At 47.8% G+C, this 17,034-nt stretch carries 18 protein-coding genes; 7 read left to right on the forward strand and 11 right to left on the reverse strand.

What is annotated here, in order from left to right; genetic code table 11:
- Nucleotides 1–11 precede the first annotated feature (11 nt).
- Together QUA02_RS04055 and QUA02_RS04060 are read left to right on the forward strand one after the other, a co-directional pair.
- Complete coding sequence (locus QUA02_RS04055) at nt 12–407, forward strand: hypothetical protein (RefSeq protein ID WP_333025492.1); 396 nt, start codon at nt 12–14, stop codon at nt 405–407.
- Entirely contained in the window at nt 397–759 is a 363-nt protein-coding gene (locus tag QUA02_RS04060; protein ID WP_333025493.1) for a type II toxin-antitoxin system PemK/MazF family toxin, read from the forward strand. Before QUA02_RS04055 ends, QUA02_RS04060 begins: the two co-directional genes overlap by 11 nt.
- Before the next feature lie 156 nt (nt 760–915).
- On the opposite strand, the gene QUA02_RS04065 is transcribed toward QUA02_RS04060, so the two are convergent.
- On the reverse strand, nt 916–1,131 hold the full coding sequence (locus QUA02_RS04065; protein WP_333025495.1) for a hypothetical protein: 216 nt from the start codon (nt 1,129–1,131) through the stop codon (nt 916–918).
- 478 nt (nt 1,132–1,609) lie between these two features.
- On the opposite strand from QUA02_RS04065, the gene QUA02_RS04070 reads away from it, so the two are divergent.
- Both QUA02_RS04070 and QUA02_RS04075 read left to right on the forward strand, forming a co-directional pair.
- Nucleotides 1,610–3,013, forward strand: a complete 1,404-nt coding sequence (locus QUA02_RS04070) for a helix-turn-helix domain-containing protein (RefSeq protein WP_333025497.1) — start codon at nt 1,610–1,612, stop codon at nt 3,011–3,013.
- Between the two features lie 31 nt (nt 3,014–3,044).
- Nucleotides 3,045–3,659, forward strand: a complete 615-nt coding sequence (locus tag QUA02_RS04075; RefSeq protein ID WP_333025499.1) for a Uma2 family endonuclease — start codon at nt 3,045–3,047, stop codon at nt 3,657–3,659.
- Nucleotides 3,660–3,665: 6 nt separating this feature from the next.
- On the opposite strand, the gene QUA02_RS04080 is transcribed toward QUA02_RS04075, so the two are convergent.
- From QUA02_RS04080 to QUA02_RS04100, 5 genes are all read right to left on the reverse strand, one after another.
- Complete coding sequence (locus QUA02_RS04080) at nt 3,666–4,016, reverse strand: DUF5615 family PIN-like protein (protein WP_333025501.1); 351 nt, start codon at nt 4,014–4,016, stop codon at nt 3,666–3,668.
- A gap of 9 nt (nt 4,017–4,025) precedes the next feature.
- Nucleotides 4,026–4,355: a DUF433 domain-containing protein gene (locus QUA02_RS04085; RefSeq protein ID WP_333025503.1), complete on the reverse strand. Its 330-nt coding sequence runs from the start codon at nt 4,353–4,355 to the stop codon at nt 4,026–4,028.
- Nucleotides 4,356–4,480: 125 nt separating this feature from the next.
- Nucleotides 4,481–5,503, reverse strand: coding sequence for an ABC transporter ATP-binding protein (locus QUA02_RS04090; RefSeq protein ID WP_333025505.1), 1,023 nt, complete (start codon nt 5,501–5,503; stop codon nt 4,481–4,483).
- A 485-nt stretch (nt 5,504–5,988) separates the two neighbouring features.
- Nucleotides 5,989–6,177 (reverse strand): hypothetical protein, encoded by a 189-nt coding sequence (locus tag QUA02_RS04095; RefSeq protein WP_006630996.1) that lies wholly within the window; start codon nt 6,175–6,177, stop codon nt 5,989–5,991.
- 416 nt (nt 6,178–6,593) lie between these two features.
- Nucleotides 6,594–7,517, reverse strand: coding sequence for a histone deacetylase family protein (locus QUA02_RS04100; protein ID WP_333025507.1), 924 nt, complete (start codon nt 7,515–7,517; stop codon nt 6,594–6,596).
- Nucleotides 7,518–7,913: 396 nt separating this feature from the next.
- Between QUA02_RS04100 and gyrA the strand changes: the two genes are divergently transcribed.
- From gyrA to QUA02_RS04115, 3 genes are all read left to right on the forward strand, one after another.
- Nucleotides 7,914–10,628, forward strand: coding sequence for a DNA gyrase subunit A (gyrA, locus tag QUA02_RS04105; RefSeq protein ID WP_333025508.1), 2,715 nt, complete (start codon nt 7,914–7,916; stop codon nt 10,626–10,628).
- A gap of 115 nt (nt 10,629–10,743) precedes the next feature.
- The gene (locus tag QUA02_RS04110) at nt 10,744–11,400 is read left to right on the forward strand and encodes a Uma2 family endonuclease (protein ID WP_333025509.1); all 657 of its coding nucleotides are present in this window, start codon (nt 10,744–10,746) and stop codon (nt 11,398–11,400) included.
- Nucleotides 11,401–11,621: 221 nt separating this feature from the next.
- Nucleotides 11,622–12,914, forward strand: coding sequence for a ribonuclease D (locus QUA02_RS04115; protein WP_333025511.1), 1,293 nt, complete (start codon nt 11,622–11,624; stop codon nt 12,912–12,914).
- A 511-nt stretch (nt 12,915–13,425) separates the two neighbouring features.
- Here QUA02_RS04115 and QUA02_RS04120 read toward each other — a convergent pair.
- The 5 genes from QUA02_RS04120 to QUA02_RS04140 all read right to left on the reverse strand — a co-directional run bounded on the left by QUA02_RS04120 (nt 13,426) and on the right by QUA02_RS04140 (nt 16,879).
- On the reverse strand, nt 13,426–14,433 hold the full coding sequence (locus QUA02_RS04120; protein ID WP_333025512.1) for an aldo/keto reductase: 1,008 nt from the start codon (nt 14,431–14,433) through the stop codon (nt 13,426–13,428).
- 27 nt (nt 14,434–14,460) lie between these two features.
- Nucleotides 14,461–15,519 carry an NAD(P)-dependent alcohol dehydrogenase gene (locus QUA02_RS04125; protein WP_333025514.1) on the reverse strand — a complete coding sequence of 353 codons (1,059 nt, stop codon included), beginning with the start codon at nt 15,517–15,519 and terminating at the stop codon, nt 14,461–14,463.
- 12 nt (nt 15,520–15,531) lie between these two features.
- The gene (locus QUA02_RS04130) at nt 15,532–15,666 is read right to left on the reverse strand and encodes a hypothetical protein (protein ID WP_333025515.1); all 135 of its coding nucleotides are present in this window, start codon (nt 15,664–15,666) and stop codon (nt 15,532–15,534) included.
- A 47-nt stretch (nt 15,667–15,713) separates the two neighbouring features.
- A complete protein-coding gene (locus tag QUA02_RS04135; protein ID WP_333025516.1) occupies nt 15,714–16,490 on the reverse strand; it encodes an SDR family oxidoreductase in 777 nt (258 codons plus the stop codon).
- A gap of 263 nt (nt 16,491–16,753) precedes the next feature.
- Nucleotides 16,754–16,879 (reverse strand): hypothetical protein, encoded by a 126-nt coding sequence (locus QUA02_RS04140; protein ID WP_333025518.1) that lies wholly within the window; start codon nt 16,877–16,879, stop codon nt 16,754–16,756.
- Nucleotides 16,880–17,034 lie beyond the last annotated feature (155 nt).

The following is a 17,034-nucleotide window of genomic DNA, read 5'->3' on the forward strand; positions in this document are numbered from 1 at the left end:
AGGATAAAGCTATGTCATCAAGTGCGATCGCCACTTTGGTCAAAATCATGGAATCTTTGCCAGAAACTCTTCAAGACAAAGTGGTTGAACATTTGCGAGAATATCTTGAAGAGTTAAGGGATGAAGAGGAGTGGAATATATCTTTTCAGAACACACAACAATCGCTGATTGTGGCTGCACAGCGCGCCAAACAGGAAATTTCCGCAGGAAAAGCACAGTCATTAGATATTGATATAGCTTTAGAAATACCAACACTAGCCGACTATCCCAGTCGCCGAGAATTTATGCAATTGTCGCTAGAAGAGAGGCGAAATATTCTAGCAAAACAAGCTGAGGTAATGTTGCAACATTACCAAGAAGATAGAGAATGGCAAGAATTAGAAGCAGGAGATTTAATTGACTACTAACTCTCCTTCTCCTAAACGGGGCGATATTTGGTTGGCTAATTTTGACCCAACAGTGGGAGCAGAAATCAAAAAAATCCGTCCGGCTGTAGTGGTAAGTTCTGATAGTGTCGGCAAGTTACCAGTGAAATTGGCTGCACCTATCACAGATTGGAAAAAATATTATGCTGGCAATATCTGGCACGTTAAGATTGAGCCAGATATTGCTAATGGTTTAACGAAAGTTTCGGCAGTGGACATGTTGCAATTACGGGGTATGGATGTACAAAGATTCATTCGTAAAATAGGAGAACTTTCGACTACTGATATGGAGGAAATTGCCAGGGCGATCGCGGCGGTAGTAGAGTATCAGTAGTCACTTATAAATAGCGATATTTTTTAAAAAAAGGAAGGGCGATCGCTCCCTCACTAAAAATTGGATTAAAGAAAGGCGAACCTGCTTTGCAAAATCGCCTTTTTCCCCTAATGTTTGTCCGAACCTTTTAGGCAACACACATTGTGGATATTGAGTCTACCATGTCCAGTAGCTATCGTAACAAGAACGTCCTCCATCGCCAACCCAAGTACCTTTGCCCGAATGCTTATCCTCACAAACCTCAGAGAGATGATGAAACTCCTCTTTCCACTCAGGGTTATTTACCGTGACATTTCTTGTACCATTTACTCCGCTTGTTCCGGCTTGCCCACCCGTTTGAGTTTGTGTGGAAGAACGCCGTGTCCCACACATAACACGATCCCTCTCAGGATCGAGGCGAGCAGATGTATAGGTTCCGTACTGATTCCTACAAAATCGGTCTGCATCGAACTGGTTTATATCAGAAATCTTGTAGATTACTCGTCTTTGTCCCGGTATTTGAGCGAAAACAGCTTCACCAATTGTGCTAGTTGCTACTAACGCGCAGACTGCTGAAGACATTAGTGTACTTAGCCAAAATGTTCTGAACATATTTTTCACGTTTTATTTGCTAATAATGGCATTGGGCGTTTTAAGCCTCTACCTAAAGTTAGGTATTTACTTAAAAGCCTTGTAGAGAATTATATTAATATTTTTTATTATTGCCTACTATAAAAAGTATCTTTGGGTATTCATTTTAAAACCTTTTTTGTTAGTATAAAAATATTTTAATTAGCGATGTGGTAGTAAAAAGTAGGAAAAAGCAGGAAAAAGTGGGATAATGGCTACAACATTAACATCTGTATGACCTATGGACGTTCAAGAAGTATTGAAATTAGCTGATGAACTGGCGGTGGACACAACAGGAAAATATTTGGATGACATTCAAAAGGATACACTGCGAGGTATTTGGGAACGCAAGAAATACTTGGAGATAGCAAAAGCTTGCAATTGTAGTGAGACTCACATTAAAAAAGTAGCCTCCAAGTTATTCAGGCTCTTCAGAGACAGGCTAACTGATAAAAAACTAAAAAAAACTAACTTTAGAGCAACAATGGAAAGATATGAAATTTCTCAATGTTCTAATTTCGTAAACTTTAATATTGTACAAAAAAGTAACATCAATAACTTCTGCCCAGAAACATCCCACCCTCCCAAAACTCCACAAAACTCACCCCCAACACAAACCTCAAATGAAAACAACACCCAACAAAAACTCGATTTAAGAGATGCACCAGAGCTCAAAACCTTCTACGATCGCCCCAACTCACCCCTCACCGCCCTCGAAAACTCGATCGCCCGCCAAAACTGCCGCCTCCTCACCATCACAGGTATGGCAGGCGCCGGCAAAAGCGCGATCGCCCGTCACCTCATCCCCCAAATTCAAACTCAATTCGATCGCATCATCTGGCGCAGTCTCCGCACCTCCCCACCCCTCGAAACCACCCTCAAAACCCTCATTCAATTACTCTCAAATCAACCAGAAGTTAACATACCCGCCAACACCGATGTTCAGTTATCAATCCTCATAGAAACATTGCGCGAAAATCGCTGTCTCATCATCCTCGATGACGTGCAGCAAATTCTCAGCAGCGGGCAACTTGCAGGACATTATAAACCCGGATATGAAAATTACGGAACCCTATTTAAACTCATCGGCGAAATTCCCCACAATAGCTGCTTAATCCTCAATAGTTGGGAACCACCCTCAGACATCCTCACATTCACCGACGATAATTCAGCAGTATGTTTGTTGCAGTTAACAGGTTTAGGTGAAGCAGCAACAGAAATTCTTAGAGATAAAAGTTTATTGGATGAAGAACAATGGCCAGAATTGATTAACCTTTATCAAGGTAATCCCCTCTGGTTAAAATTAGTCGCTCAAACCATTAACAACTTATTTGGCGGTAGAGTCTCTCAATATTTAAGCTATCAACCAGTATTTTTAAGCGATGAATTGACACCGATATTGCAGCAGCACTATCAGCGGTTGTCGGAAATAGAAAAACAGGCGATCGCTCTTCTTGCCAACGAAACTGCACCCGCTTCTATTCCCCAATTAAGAGAAAAATATCAAGGCTCGCACGGCGAATTACTCAAAGCAATTCAATCTTTAGCCAGACGGGGAATAATTACAAAATTGAGCTGTGAAGCTGAAACCGTTTTCACGATTACACCTGTCTTAAAACAATATGTTAAGATGGTTGCAGAATAGTCTTAAATATCTAGCTAAATGAGAGAAAACCATGACTGCAATTCGTACCCAACCTAAGCAGATGCTCAGTTTCGAGCAATTTGTAAAGCAACTTCCCGACGAAGAAGGCCGCTATGAACTTGTGAATGGAGAAATTGTGAGAATATTACCAATCAGACTGCACGAAACCCTCGCTGAATTTCTTTCAGACGCTTTCAAAGACGAGGTAAAAAGACTCAAGCTCAACTACTGGGTCTCTGGCAGAATTGTGGTGAGGACGTTAACTCCAAATGGTAAAGAACAAGGCCGAAATCCTGATGTCAGTGTAGTAGATAAAAATCTCTGGGACTCAGATCCTTTCGCTTACTCAGCACTAACTGAACCGCTGCAATTAGCGGTAGAAGTTGTATCGACAAATTGGGAAGATGATTATATCGACAAGCTGGATGAATATCAGCGGCTGGGAATTTCTGAATATTGGATTGTCGATTATTTAGCTTTGGGTAGCAGAAACTCTTTGGGAAATCCGAAAGAACCGACTGTTTTTGTTTTCCTGCTCGATGAAAATGGGGTTTATCAAATGACTGCTTACCGAGGAACTGAGCAAATTATATCCCGAACTTTCCCAGAATTAGCGCTGACAGCAGAGCAAGTGTTGGATGTCTAAAACTTGTTACAATGGCAGATACAACACAACTCCTTTCCACTCCGATTGTTCGCTACAGTTAACCAGCACCAGAAGTTCGTCAATAGCTTGTCTAACTGGCATTCGATCGTTAATTATAAACAAACCTGACATTTGTTCCTTATCCCTCAACTGTTCGTAAGCCAAATCGGGCATAGTTGCTCGGTCATGGCTTAACACAATGCGATCGTTCTGGGCCGCCCAGTTGAGAATTGTTGGATCGTCAGCTTCTCGCAAACCAACATCCTGAACGCGAAGCAAGTCAAGGTCTGGCTGACGCAGGAAAAGCCCTCGAACAATATCGCCATTAAAATTTTCATCGCTCAACAGCCGCAGCATAGTTAATCCTCAAGATTGTTTTTGGGCTAACAAGCGCGATCGCACAACGCTCAGATCCGGTTGAATGCCCAACAAACGCTGACGCACGGACTCTGCTAACTGCTCGCGATAATTGAGATAAGTTTCCACTGTTTCTTGGTGTCGGAGATAATAGCCGATCGCACTATAGACATCGGACAATGACAGAGTAGAATAACGCTGCACAATTGATTCCGGCGACGCACCATCCTGAAAAGCTCGAATCACCAATTCCAGCAAAACCCTTGAGTTTCCCACCCGAATAGCTCCTGCTGCATCTTCTCGGAAAGGAGGCGCTTCAACTTCTAAAACAAGATTCATTTATTAATATCTCCCAAAATCACTATAGTATTTTTCGATTCACTCTTAAGATTATAGCTAAAAAAACGATCGCCACTTTCTTCACATCTAAAAAAGTGCGATCGCCCATAACCACCTAAACTAAACTACGATCGCATCGCCTGTTTTTGTTCCGCCTTCAAATCGCGGTTGCTAGCAGCAGCCAACTCCGCATCCAAAAGCGTCTTACCAGTGGCCGCCAAATACACATCATCCAAACTCGGCCGAGATTGAGCAATCCCAAAAGTAGGCAATCCCGCATCCTTCAAAGCTTGCTGAATAGTCACCAGCGCGTCGCTTTGCGGTGTTACTACTAAATTGAGAGAATTTCCTTGAGCGGTATTGACAATTACTTCCTGCACAAAAGGCAGCGATTGCATCAGAGTTTTAGCTGTTTCGGCTTCTTCGATCGGCGAAAACTCCCGAATCCGCAAAGTCACCCGATCGCCCCCAACCCGATTTTTCAACTCCTCCGGCGTGCCCTGTGCAATTACTGTACCCTTGTCAATAATCGCCACGCGATCGGCCAAAGCGTCAACTTCTTCGAGATAGTGACTCGTAATCAAAACCGTCGTACCTTCCTCCCGCAACCGGCGCAGGAAATCCCACACTACCACCCGGCTTTCAATATCGAGCCCGACTGTCGGTTCGTCTAACACCAAAACATCCGGCTGGTGAAGCAACCCAGCCGCCAAATCCAGGCGCTTGCGGATACCGCCGGAATAAGTGCCCGTCTTTTTATTTTCCCACTCCTCCAAACCGAGGAGTTGCACCATTTCGTCAATCCGCCCTTTAATCGTATTGCGCGGCAAATGGTAAAGCGCGGCTTGCAGTTGCAGGAGTTCGCGGCCCGTCAGCACCTTATCGAGAGCAACTTCTTGGGCGACATAGCCGAGTTTCTGTCTGGCAATTCTCGGCTGACTGACAGCAGAAATGCCAGACACTTCAATGCGTCCGCTATCGGGCGCACTCAAAGTACAAAGTACCCGCAGGGTTGTGGTTTTGCCTGCACCGTTGGGGCCTAGCAAACCAAATATTTCCCCCGGTTCTGCCTTGAAGGAAACATCTTTAACGGCTTCTACAGTGCCGTAGCGTTTCTGAAGATTTTCAATTAAAACGGCGGGAGCCATATTATTTTAGGGATGAACTGGTTGTTAATATTTTGACACTTCCGGGCTCAAATTGCCGGAATGTTTGGTTGGCGAATGCGAATGGCTTCTAAATTTAACTTGTTGGGGCGGGTTTTACCAACCATCTGTGCCTAAAACCCATAATCTCGTAAACCCGCCCCAACGAACACGGCAAATCGCAATCTACTTCTTTGAATTTTTTGCAAAAATAATGAGTTCTGAGTTAACTCTAACTTTTCAGTTAGCCACTCAAAACTCACATTTTTTTAACAAGTAGAGATGCACCCGCAACCTGTTATTTTATAATTATCTCTACCTATAAACTGATAAACTGATGTCGATCGCGATTTTAATAATCAACTACCGTTCCGAAATACATCGAACTATCTAGCCCACAATCTAACCCGCAGAAATGCCACATATCAAAGTTTTTAACTGGCAATTTCTACTTTTAACTCCCCTAAAGGGAGTTGACTGCCACGGCTTTAATCGATAATTTTTACCCAACCGCGGCGCACGTTGTACAGCAGTCGGTTGATGATGGCATACTCATCATCATTCAGCGTTCTTTCTAAAAGTGCGGATCTGAGCTGTCTCCGGTCGTGGCGAGTCACGACGCTGGAGAACATGACCTGACCAAATAACTCTTCGAGTGTCATTTGAGAAACTGACATGATAAACCTCCTAATTCATTGAGACAGATAAAATTTTCACATACTTATTGTAATTCTATTATGCTCTCTGCGATCGACTCCAAAGGCGATCGAAAACATTGACACGGTGTGATTTTTGCGCTAAAAATCTGTGACCGAGACTGTGATGCCAAGTGACTTGGATCTCTTAAATTTGTGATGCTTGTCACTGAAGGAAGAGGGAAGAGGGAAGAGGGAAGAAGGAAGAGGGAAGAAGGCTGTGGGGGCGATCGGCAATGATATAAACGGAGGACACGGCAGTGCCGTGTCCCTACCCCGATAATTGTAGGGACACGGCAGTGCCGTGTCCCGATCTCCGGTAATATTAATTCGGATGCTACCAGATTTGATGATATTACCGCTTCTCTCCGTCATTTTCCCGTCAGCCAATTTTCCAGCTAATTGAGGCATCGGTCGATCGTCGCCACAACCGACTCGGCCAACTCTTTCAGCGCGTAACCGCCCTCCAAACCAAAGGCGATGCGGCGGGTGATTTGCAGACAGTATCCGGTGAAAGTACCGAAATCTGACGGCGCTAGAGTCATGCTCGCCAGCGGATCGGAGGCTGTAGCGTCGTAACCTGCGCTGACAATCAACAAATCCGGTTCAAAGTTTGACAAAAACGGCACGACAAGAGATTCAAAGGCGCTCAGGTATTCAGCTATGCCGCCGCCCGGATACAGGGGAATGTTCAGCACGTTGTCGTAGGCGCCGCGCTCATCGGCATCTCCCGTTCCCGGATAGCACGGAGATTGGTGCAGGGAACAGTAGGCAATTTGCCGGCAGTTTTCCACCAAAGATTGAGTGCCGTTACCGTGGTGCACGTCCCAGTCGAGGACGGCGACGCGGTTGATTCCCGGCTGTTCCAGGGCGTAGTGAGCGGCGATCGCAGCATTGGAAAACAAGCAAAAACCCATCGCGCGGGCGTTTTCGGCGTGGTGTCCCGGCGGCCTCGCCAGCACGAAAGCCGGTTCGCTTCTTGCCAGCACTCGATCGACCCCATCGAGCCAAGCACTCGCCGCTAGCAGCGCTACGTCGTAACTTTCAGCAGAAATCGGCGTGTCGCCGTCGAGGTAGCCACCTCCCCGATGAGCCAAATGTTCGACTTCTTTGATGTATCTTTGCGCGTGAACTTTTTTGATAGCTGTGAGTAGTTCTTTTTCGCGCTGCGCCACTGGGGTGGGCTGTTGCCACTCAATTTGAGCCGCCCAGGGAGCAGCTTTCAGAGCATTCGCGATCGCCGTTAAACGTTCTGGTCGCTCTGGGTGAAGCATTCCAGTCTTGTGCAGCAAGAAATCTTCGGAGTAGATGACGGGTAGCATCAGCAGATTTTAGAGTTGATATTTTATATTTTAGATTTTCAGTTTGCTTCAATTCGGCATTCGGCTTTGTGAAATTAAAATTTCGATCTGCCAACCATTTTATTTTTTTAGATCGCAGTCAAAAAAACTCACCAAAGCATGAAATCCTTCAGCCTAAAAAAACCTTTCTAGCTTTGGCCAATTGATGACTAAATCACCAACTGCCAAATTGCCAATTGTCCTTGTTTCGTCAGTTAATTTTTCTGGCGACATTCCCATAAAGTCAAAGGCAAATTGTGATATAATTTCAGGAGTAATTTGCAATATTTGGCAGCTCTACTGAATCCAAACCGATTTTATCACATTTTTTGGATTTATAGCGGTCAAATTTAAAGTTTTAACGGAGTTTTTCAACCTATGAGTATCTCTGAGTCGCGGATAATCCCGACGGATCTGGGTAATGAGATGTCCCGATCGTACTTGGAATACGCCATGAGCGTAATTGTCGGTCGGGCGCTACCAGATGCCAGGGACGGTCTCAAGCCCGTTCACCGACGCATTCTCTACGCCATGAACGAATTGGGCTTGACTCCCGATCGACCTTTCCGCAAATGCGCCCGCGTCGTGGGGGAGGTGTTGGGCAAGTATCACCCGCACGGAGATACAGCGGTTTACGACGCCCTGGTGCGGATGGCTCAGGATTTCTCCATGCGGGAACGCCTAATCAACGGTCACGGTAATTTCGGATCGGTAGACAACGACCCTGCGGCAGCCATGCGGTACACCGAATGTCGCCTCACCGCCTTGACTCACGACGCCATGCTACGGGACATCGACTGCGAAACAGTTGATTTCGGCGACAACTTCGACGGTTCCCAGCAAGAACCCCTGGTACTCCCAGCCCGCATCCCCCAAATTTTGCTCAACGGTTCCTCCGGGATTGCTGTGGGGATGGCCACCAACATTCCGCCGCACAATTTGGGCGAAATAATTGACGGTTTCTTAGCACTAATCCACAATCCAGGAATTACCGACCTGGAATTGATGCAGTACATCCCCGGCCCGGACTTTCCCACCGGAGGGCAAATTCTCGGCAGAGGCGGCATTCGCGACGCTTACACCACCGGTCGCGGTTCGATTACAATGCGCGGAGTCGCCGGCATTGAAACCATCGAACATCCCGGCCGCCCCGACAAAGAAGCAATTATTATCACCGAATTGCCTTACCAAACAAACAAGGCAGCGCTAATTGAGAAAATTGCCGAACTTGTCAACGACAAAAGATTAGATGGAATTTCCGACATTCGCGACGAAAGCGACAGAGACGGAATGCGCATCGTGATCGAACTCAAGCGCGACGCCTATCCCCGCGTCGTCCTCAACAACCTCTACAAACAAACACCCCTCCAAGCCAACTTTGGAGCCAATATGTTAGCGCTAGTAAACGGGGAACCCCAACTACTTACGCTCTCCCAATTTCTCAATGTCTTCCTAGACTTCCGCATTGAGACAATTACTCGCCGGACTCAATTTGAACTCCGCAAAGCAGAAGAACGCGACCACCTTTTGCAAGGCTTATTAATTGCCCTAGACAACTTAGATGCAATTATTCACCTAATTCGCGCCGCTGCAGACTCCGCAGCAGCGAAACAGGAATTGATCGATAATTACGGTCTTTCCGAACAGCAATCTGACGCAATTTTGCAAATGCAACTGCGGCGCTTGACAGCATTAGAAGCGCAAAAAATTCAGCAAGAACACGAAGAACTGCGAACTAAAATTGCCGATTTGGAAGATATCTTAGCGCGTCGGGAACGCATCTTAGAAATCGCCGAAGTCGAAGCAGTCGAAATCAAAACCAAAATCGCTACTCCTAGGCGCAGCGTCATCGAACACGCCGAAGGAGAAATCGATGAAAGAGATTTAATTGCCAACGAACAAGCAATTATTCTGATCACAGAGCAAGGCTACATCAAGCGGATGCCTGTCAGCACTTTCGAGGCCCAAAGTCGCGCTACTCGCGGTAAAGCAGGCGCGAAAATGAAAGAAGACGACGGAGTAGAACATTTCCTTTCCTGCTGCGATCATGACAGCGTTTTGTTCTTCAGCGACAGGGGCGTAGTTTACTCTGTCAAAGCTTATCAAATTCCCATCTGTTCCCGGACGGCCCGCGGTACTCCCGTGGTGCAACTGCTGCCGATTCCTATAGAAGAAAAAATCACTTCTATGGTGTCTGTCACAGAATTCACCAGCGAAGAATACTTGGTCATGCTGACTCGCGGCGGCTACATCAAGAAAACCGCACTTTCAGCTTTTGGCAACATCCGCACTAACGGATTAATCGCGATTTCTCTAGAAGAAGGCGACCAACTGCGCTGGGTGCGGAGAGCAAAAGTTGGCGACAGCATCATCATCGGCACGCGCCAAGGCATGGCAATTCATTTCCGCACCAATCACGAACAGTTGCGCCCTGTCGGCCGCGCGACGCGGGGTGTAAAATCAATGAAATTGCGATCGGGCGATGAGTTGATCAGCATGGACATTTTGCCGAGTTCAATTGTTGCCGAAATTGCTGAATTGGAAACGGGAGACTCGGAATTTGAGGGAGCAGAAATTGCTCTGTTAGAAACGGGCGACTCGGAATTTGAAGGAGCAGAAAGTGCTGAATTGGAAGCTGAAGATGTGGAATTGGAAGACGAAGAATTAGAACTGGAAGCTGAGGAAATTGAAGGCGAAGATGCCGAAGAAATTCCGACAGTTAGCAGCGAAGTTCCTTCGGTGTTGGTAATCACCACCAACGGCTACGGCAAGCGAGTTCCTGTTTCTCAATTCCGACTGCAAAGACGGGCTGGCAAGGGATTGACGGCTACTAAATTCAAGTCGAAAAAGGGTAAAGATCGGGTAGCTGCGCTGCGAATTGTCAACGAAGATGACGAATTGATGATTATTACCAACCGAGGTATTATTATCCGTCAGGCTGTGAGTGCAATTTCCACGCAATCTCGCACAGCAACGGGCGTGCGGGTGCAGCGGTTGGACGAGGATGATTCGATCGTAGCTGTGGCTTTAGTGCCGCCTGCGGGTGAAGAGTCGATCGAAGAATCGGAATCTGAGGAAGCGGCAGAAGAGTAATAGCTTAATAGTTTGTAGGGTGCGCGCCGCGCACCTTACTGCTGAATGGTAAAAGTGCGATCGCCCCTAGTCAGAAGTTTTCCCTCAAAAGTCAAAGATTTTTTGCGGTGAGGTAATGACGAGTCAACTCCAAACCAAACTACTAACTGATACCTGGGTTACAGCGACTTGGGATGAATATATAGAAATTATTAAACAGCCGGAGTACGATCGAGCAAAATCCTACTACTACAACGGACTGTTGAGAATTGAAATCGCAGCAGTCGGGCCAGATCGTGCTGATGACAGCGGAATTATCGTCATCTTAATCAATTTATTTGGCATTGCTAAAGGTATAAAAATGAGACTGCTGGTCAACTGTAGCTACGCCAAAACGGGTGTCAGAGGCGCTCAACCTGATGCTTCTTACTACATCGGAGACCGGGTGCAAACGGCACCTCGCGGCAGTTATGCAGTGAATTTGGATAGCCTAGTTTCCCCAGATTTAGCGATTGAAATTGCCGACAGTTCTCTCATTGACGATTTGGGTACCAAAAGAATGATTTATGAAGAATTAGGAGTGTCTGAATATTGGGTAGTAGACGTACAAAAAGCGCAAGTTATTGCTTTCAAAATAATTGCTAACCGGGGAAGCGAACGTCTGACGGAATCTCAAGTTTTGCCTGGGCTAAAAGTTGCTTTATTAGAGGAAGGTTTGCGCCGCAGTCGCCAGACGGACAATACAGAAGTAGGGAACTGGTTTTTAGAGGAAGTTCGCGGGAATCCTCAATAGTGCGATCGACTGCATTCTTTTTTTTAACTCGAGGCTAAAAACCCGGTTTCTACGAGTTTTGTGAACAGGAACGAGAAATATAGGAAGAAACCGGGTTTCTGAGGTCTGCGTGTGCCCAGGACTAAGGCAATTCCGTGTCCGGTGCTTGAATCGTTGACAATCGATCCGATAATTGCTATAGCATAATATAACCCTAAAGTTAATAGCAAAAGTCGGTAAAAATGCCTTATTTAACAGCAGCAAACGACATCAAAGCACTCATCGCTAAATTTTCTCAGGCTAAAATCCTGTGGGTTGATACAGAAATAGCAGACTATAAATCCAACCCCAGATTATCTCTGATTCAGGTGTTAGCTGACTCCACAGATTCGACGGGAGATGCCACTTTTCTACTAGATGTCTTGGATCAACCTGAATTGGCAAAAGATTTCGTCAACCAAATCATGGTCAATCCAAATATTGAAAAAGTATTGCACAACGCCAGCTATGACATCAGATTTCTGGGCAATGACGACGCCCAAAATGTCACTTGTACATTGCAAATGGCGAGAAAGATTCCAGTTTACATTCTGCCATTACCTAATCGACAACTCAAAACTTTAATAGAAACACTTTGCGGCATAGCTTATGTAGATAAAACCGAACAGGGCGGGGATTGGGCAAAACGTCCCCTGACCCAGAAGCAGCTAGAATATGCCAAGATGGACGCGGTTTATTTAGCTGGAGTGCATCGCCGCCTGCTAGAAATCCTTGCTCAATGTTACCCCGAACCCGCAACGGAAAACTTGACAGCATTGGGGGAAAAATATCAGGAAATAGAATCTCAGTGGAAGCCGCTAGATTCAGAAATTGCTGAAGTTAAAGAACGGTTTAAAGCAGGGATGCTAGCCCAAAAACTCAAAGACAGTTCTTATTTCGAGCTTTCCAGTTCTATAACAATGAAAGTTGATTTTATGACGCTGGCAAGACTGACGCAAACTGAGGGAATTGAGTTAAATTTTCCAGTAACGCTGACGAAAGAAATTCAAAAACAGTTAGGAGAACTCATCGCTCATCCATCTTTGGAAGTTGAGGAGATTGCGAGTTGGCGGTTGAATTCTAATGTACAGCAACGGCGAAAATCTACTAAAAAAATTGCGCCGGAACCGGAGAGTGAGGATTTAACAGTGCTGGGGAAAAGGTATCAAGAAATTTTGCCTGAATGGAAGTTACTGGATTCAGAAGTTGAGCATCTGAAAGAGCGCATTAAAAAAGCAATGTTGGTGCAAAATAAGGAAAATACTCCCCATTTTAAGTTATCCAGTTCCTCGATTTTGAAGGTAGATTTTGCTAGCTTGGCAAAACTTGCGCTATCTGTGGGAGTTGATTTAGATTTTACGGTGACGCTGACTCAATACATCCAAAAGCGGTTAGGGGATGCGATTAACAAAATTGACGTGCAAATCGAGTATATTACCAGTTGGCGGATGACGGCTAAGACTGTGGAAGATGAAGATGAGGAAATTCCGTTTTAACTAATACCAATTTAATGTGAAGTTGCACAAATCGCGATCCCCCTAAATCCCCCTTAAAAAGGGGGACTTTGAATTCTTGCTCCCCCTTTTTAAGGGGGCTGGGGAAATCGAATTCTATGCAGCCTCATAAAAAATTGGTATAACGTCAGTTCTGGTTAAGCAGAAGGAGGCAAAACCAAATCAAACCCAAGAGAGTGCTTCTTAGGTTGATGGCAATAGGCAATTAAACCACACAAAACATTCGCACAGAGGCGTTGCTCAATCAGGGTATGAAACAATAAGTTTAAAATCCAGAAACTGTGTCGAAAATGGTTTCTATGACTTGTATATTTTGCCTTGCATACCGTAAATCAGCAACGCCTATTTTCCTTTTATTCGGATCTTAATCAAGTCTTGTTCACCGCTGACCTTTTCCATCCACTCGACGGTATTGCCGGAGCAGTCGTTGGTCTCGCGTATGTAGTCTGCTACGGTGACCGAAATGTCAACGAGAGAACGTATTCTTCGCCGCTCAACGACCGGTCATTTGCTCCAGCTTTTCGGGGTACCGAGCGCCTTGCACCGCGATCTTGGAGGCAGCGTCATCAATGTCACGCCGATCGCCCTGGGTGAGTTCCACTGAGACTGCCCCGATGTTTTCGTCCAAGCGATGCAGCTTCGTGGTACCTGGGATTGGAACAATCCACGGCTTCTGGGCCAGCAGCCAGGCGATCGCAATCTGAGCTGGTGTCGCCTGTTTCTGTTCTGCGATGCTGCCGAGCAGATCGATCAAGGCTTGATTCGCCTTGAGTGCCTCCGGCGTGAAGCGAGGTAGGGTGCTGCGGAAGTCGGAACTGTCGAAGGTCGTGCTTTCGTCCATCTTGCCAGTGAGAAAGCCCTTACCCAACGGGCTGTAAGGGACAAAGCCGATTCCGAGTTCCTCAAGGGTTGGTATCACTTCCTTCTCAGGAGTCCTCGTCCACAGCGAGTATTCGCTCTGGAGAGCCGTGAGCGGCTGGACTGCGTGGGCGCGACGGATCGTTTGCACTCCCGCTTCAGAAAGTCCGAAGTGCTTAACCTTGCCTTCCTGAATCAGTTCCTTCACTGCTCCCGCCACATCTTCGATCGGCACGTTCGGGTCAACCCGGTGCTGATAGAGCAGGTCGATCGCCTCAACTTTGAGCCGCTTGAGCGAACCCTCCACGGCCTGCTTGATGTGCTCCGGTCGGCTATTGAGTCCGGGTGAACCCTTCATGCCACGGGGATCGGAATTCGGACTGATGTCGAACCCAAATTTGGTGGCAATGACCACTCGATCGCGGAAGGGAGCGAGGGCTTCACCCACAAGCTCTTCGTTTAAAAACGGGCCGTAGACTTCGGCGGTGTCAAAGAATGTTATGCCCCGATCGACCGCAGCCCCCAGAAGAGCGGTCATCTCCTGTATGTCTTTGGGCGGGCCATAGGAAAAGCTCATTCCCATGCAGCCGAGCCCGATCGCCGAGACTTCCAGATTACTATTTCCAAGTTTGCGCGTTTGCATGATTACTCCTTCGAGGTTCCACCTCGGTTATTCAGATTTAAGCGATGCCATATCGATACAGAAGCGGTATTTCACATCGGACTTGAGCAGTCGCTCGTAGGCTTCGTTAACCTTCTGGATGGGGATAACTTCGACATCGGCAGTGATGTTATGCTCGCCGCAAAAGTCGAGCATCTCCTGAGTTTCAGCGATGCCGCCGATCATAGAGCCGGAAAGACTGCGGCGACCCATGATCAGGCTGAATGCCGATACTTCCAGAGGATTCTCCGGTGCGCCGACAAGGGTAATGTTGCCGTCAAGACGGAGCAGGTTGAGATAGGCGTTGATGTCGTGCTTGGCGGAGACGGTATCGAGGATGAAATCGAAGCTGCCAGAGTGTTTCTGCATTTCGTCGGTGTTGCGGGAGACAACAACTTCGTCAGCACCGAGGCGGAGCGCGTCCTCCGTCTTGTCGGGCGAGGTGGTGAAGACGACGACGCGGGCACCGAACGCATGGGCGAACTTCACGCCCATGTGGCCCAGACCGCCAAGACCGATCACGCCGACCTTCTTACCCTTGGTGACTCCCCAGTGGCGCAGGGGCGAATAGGTTGTGATCCCGGCGCAGAGGAGCGGTGCGACTCCAGCGAGATCGAGGTTGGTGGGAACTCGCAGAACGAAGCGTTCATCGACGACGATGCTATCGGAGTAGCCCCCATAAGTAACGCCTCCCAGGTGCTTGTCCGTGGAGTTGTAGGTGAGGGTCAGGTTCGGGCAGAACTGCTCGATACCATCTTTGCAATGGGGACAGGTACCGTCAGAATCGACCATGCAGCCAACTGCGGCGAGGTCGCCAGGTTTGTACTTGGTAACTGCCGAGCCGACTTTGGTGACACGACCCACCATCTCGTGACCCGGAACAATTGGGTAGACTGTGGACACGAGGCTGCTCCATTCGTTACGTACCGAATGGAGGTCGGAGTGGCAGACACCGCAGAAAAGGATTTCGATCTGTACGTCGTGTTCGGTTGGATCGCGCCGCGCGATCGTGTCGGAGGCTAGCGGTGATGTTGCACTGGCTGCGGAATAAGCTTTCGTGTTGTACATAAATTGATGCCTCTATTGGTTTACGTTTGATGCCTGGTATTGTTCGTCGCTGACTTGTTCCATCCAGTCCACAGCCTTGCCGTCGAGTACCTCCTGAGTGGCGAGATGAGTCATCGGCGTTGGCGGTGAAGGTGGCGATGGCGACAATGCTTTGTTGTCGTGCGTTTAGGGTTCGATCGGGTAGGCGGCGAACATCACTGCACCGTTTGGCCGCCATCCATGACCAGGGCGTGCCCAACGACGAAGGCAGCCGCGTCCGAGCACAGCCAGAGAACTGCCGCAGCGATCTCCTCGGGCTTGCCCATCCGTCCGATCGGCTCCTCGGCAATCACCTTGGCGCGCCCTTCGTCCGTGTCGCCGGTGAAGCGACCCATCATCGGGGTGTCGATGTAGCCGGGACAGACGGCGTTGACGCGGATGTTCTGCGCGGCGTAGTCGAGGGCCGCCACCTTGGTCAGTCCGATCACGCCATGTTTCGCGGCGGTGTACGCGGGGCTGCCCTTGATGCCGATGATTCCTGCGCCCGATGACGTGTTGACGATCGCGCCGCCTCCCTGCTTGAGGATCAGCGGAATCTCGTGCTTCATGCACAGGAAAACGCCGCGGAGGTTGATGTCGATAATCCGGTTCCACTCCTCCTCCTCGTACTCCGCGGTCGGAGCTGCCTTCCTCGGCTCGATGCCCGCGTTGTTGAAGGCAAAGTCCAGCCGCCCGAAAGCCTCAACGGTCTTGTCCAGAGCTGCCTTCACGTCCTCGGTTCGCGTCACATCGCACCTGACGGCGATCGCCCGACCGCCGAGTTCTTCGATCGTGCGTGCCGTTTCTTGATTGCCCTGTTCTGAGATGTCAGCGACCACCACGCTGGCACCTTCACGGGCAAACGCCAGCGCCGTAGCTCGACCGATGCCGCTCGCTCCTCCGGTCACAAACGCAACCTTTCCTGTGTAGCTGCCATTCTCGTTCGTTGTCATTTTTTACTCCTTTGCGTGTTGCCCATTAGGGAAGTCTTTAAACGTGACACTGGCACCAAGTGTGCGTGCTCGATCGTGCGCCTCGAACAGGGGGTCAATGCGGACAGTGCCGGTAAAATACTCAGCCAGTCCTTTTGCCGAAGGCTGTGAGCCACTTCGTTTAATGTTCATTTCTTAATTCCTTCACTTGATGCCATTTCGGTGGTTGTCCCAATCGTAGAAATTGAGTATTTATTGCTTCTCTATCAATAGGGATGGATTTTTTAAGAAGCAAGGCTAGCTTTCATGGCATTTTTGTTGTCACTCAGGAGGTTTCTTGCCCAATCAAAACTGAGTTTTCTCTTGTATAAAAATCCAGACGTTTGCAATTCGCCGGAATCGTTTTTCATTGCTTTAGCCTCATTCTAAGAATCCTCAAGGCCAAGCAATAGAACGATCGTCTAAGATTGTTGTACAATCCTGCAAACGTAAGGATTCAGGTCTGAAGAATGGGAATGAGCTCAGGCATAGCCAAGTCACAAGAATGGGCAGAAATAGCCTCACG

The sequence above is a fragment of the Microcoleus pseudofavosus SVA1_A4 genome, from assembly GCF_036700565.1.
GTDB lineage: Bacteria > Cyanobacteriota > Cyanobacteriia > Cyanobacteriales > Microcoleaceae > Microcoleus.

Excerpts from the sequence above, each read along its gene's own strand:
- QUA02_RS04055 (WP_333025492.1), top strand. The coding sequence starts at position 12 with ATGTCATCAAGTGCGATCGCCACTTTGGTCAAAATCATGGAATCTTTG.
- QUA02_RS04065 (WP_333025495.1), bottom strand. The coding sequence starts at position 1,131 with ATGTGTGGGACACGGCGTTCTTCCACACAAACTCAAACGGGTGGGCAA.
- QUA02_RS04070 (WP_333025497.1), top strand. The coding sequence starts at position 1,610 with ATGGACGTTCAAGAAGTATTGAAATTAGCTGATGAACTGGCGGTGGAC.
- QUA02_RS04075 (WP_333025499.1), top strand. The coding sequence starts at position 3,045 with ATGACTGCAATTCGTACCCAACCTAAGCAGATGCTCAGTTTCGAGCAA.
- QUA02_RS04080 (WP_333025501.1), bottom strand. The coding sequence starts at position 4,016 with ATGCTGCGGCTGTTGAGCGATGAAAATTTTAATGGCGATATTGTTCGA.
- QUA02_RS04085 (WP_333025503.1), bottom strand. The coding sequence starts at position 4,355 with ATGAATCTTGTTTTAGAAGTTGAAGCGCCTCCTTTCCGAGAAGATGCA.
- QUA02_RS04090 (WP_333025505.1), bottom strand. The coding sequence starts at position 5,503 with ATGGCTCCCGCCGTTTTAATTGAAAATCTTCAGAAACGCTACGGCACT.
- QUA02_RS04095 (WP_006630996.1), bottom strand. The coding sequence starts at position 6,177 with ATGTCAGTTTCTCAAATGACACTCGAAGAGTTATTTGGTCAGGTCATG.
- QUA02_RS04100 (WP_333025507.1), bottom strand. The coding sequence starts at position 7,517 with ATGCTACCCGTCATCTACTCCGAAGATTTCTTGCTGCACAAGACTGGA.
- gyrA (WP_333025508.1), top strand. The coding sequence starts at position 7,914 with ATGAGTATCTCTGAGTCGCGGATAATCCCGACGGATCTGGGTAATGAG.
- QUA02_RS04110 (WP_333025509.1), top strand. The coding sequence starts at position 10,744 with ATGACGAGTCAACTCCAAACCAAACTACTAACTGATACCTGGGTTACA.
- QUA02_RS04115 (WP_333025511.1), top strand. The coding sequence starts at position 11,622 with ATGCCTTATTTAACAGCAGCAAACGACATCAAAGCACTCATCGCTAAA.
- QUA02_RS04120 (WP_333025512.1), bottom strand. The coding sequence starts at position 14,433 with ATGCAAACGCGCAAACTTGGAAATAGTAATCTGGAAGTCTCGGCGATC.
- QUA02_RS04125 (WP_333025514.1), bottom strand. The coding sequence starts at position 15,519 with ATGTACAACACGAAAGCTTATTCCGCAGCCAGTGCAACATCACCGCTA.
- QUA02_RS04135 (WP_333025516.1), bottom strand. The coding sequence starts at position 16,490 with ATGACAACGAACGAGAATGGCAGCTACACAGGAAAGGTTGCGTTTGTG.
- QUA02_RS04140 (WP_333025518.1), bottom strand. The coding sequence starts at position 16,879 with ATGAAAAACGATTCCGGCGAATTGCAAACGTCTGGATTTTTATACAAG.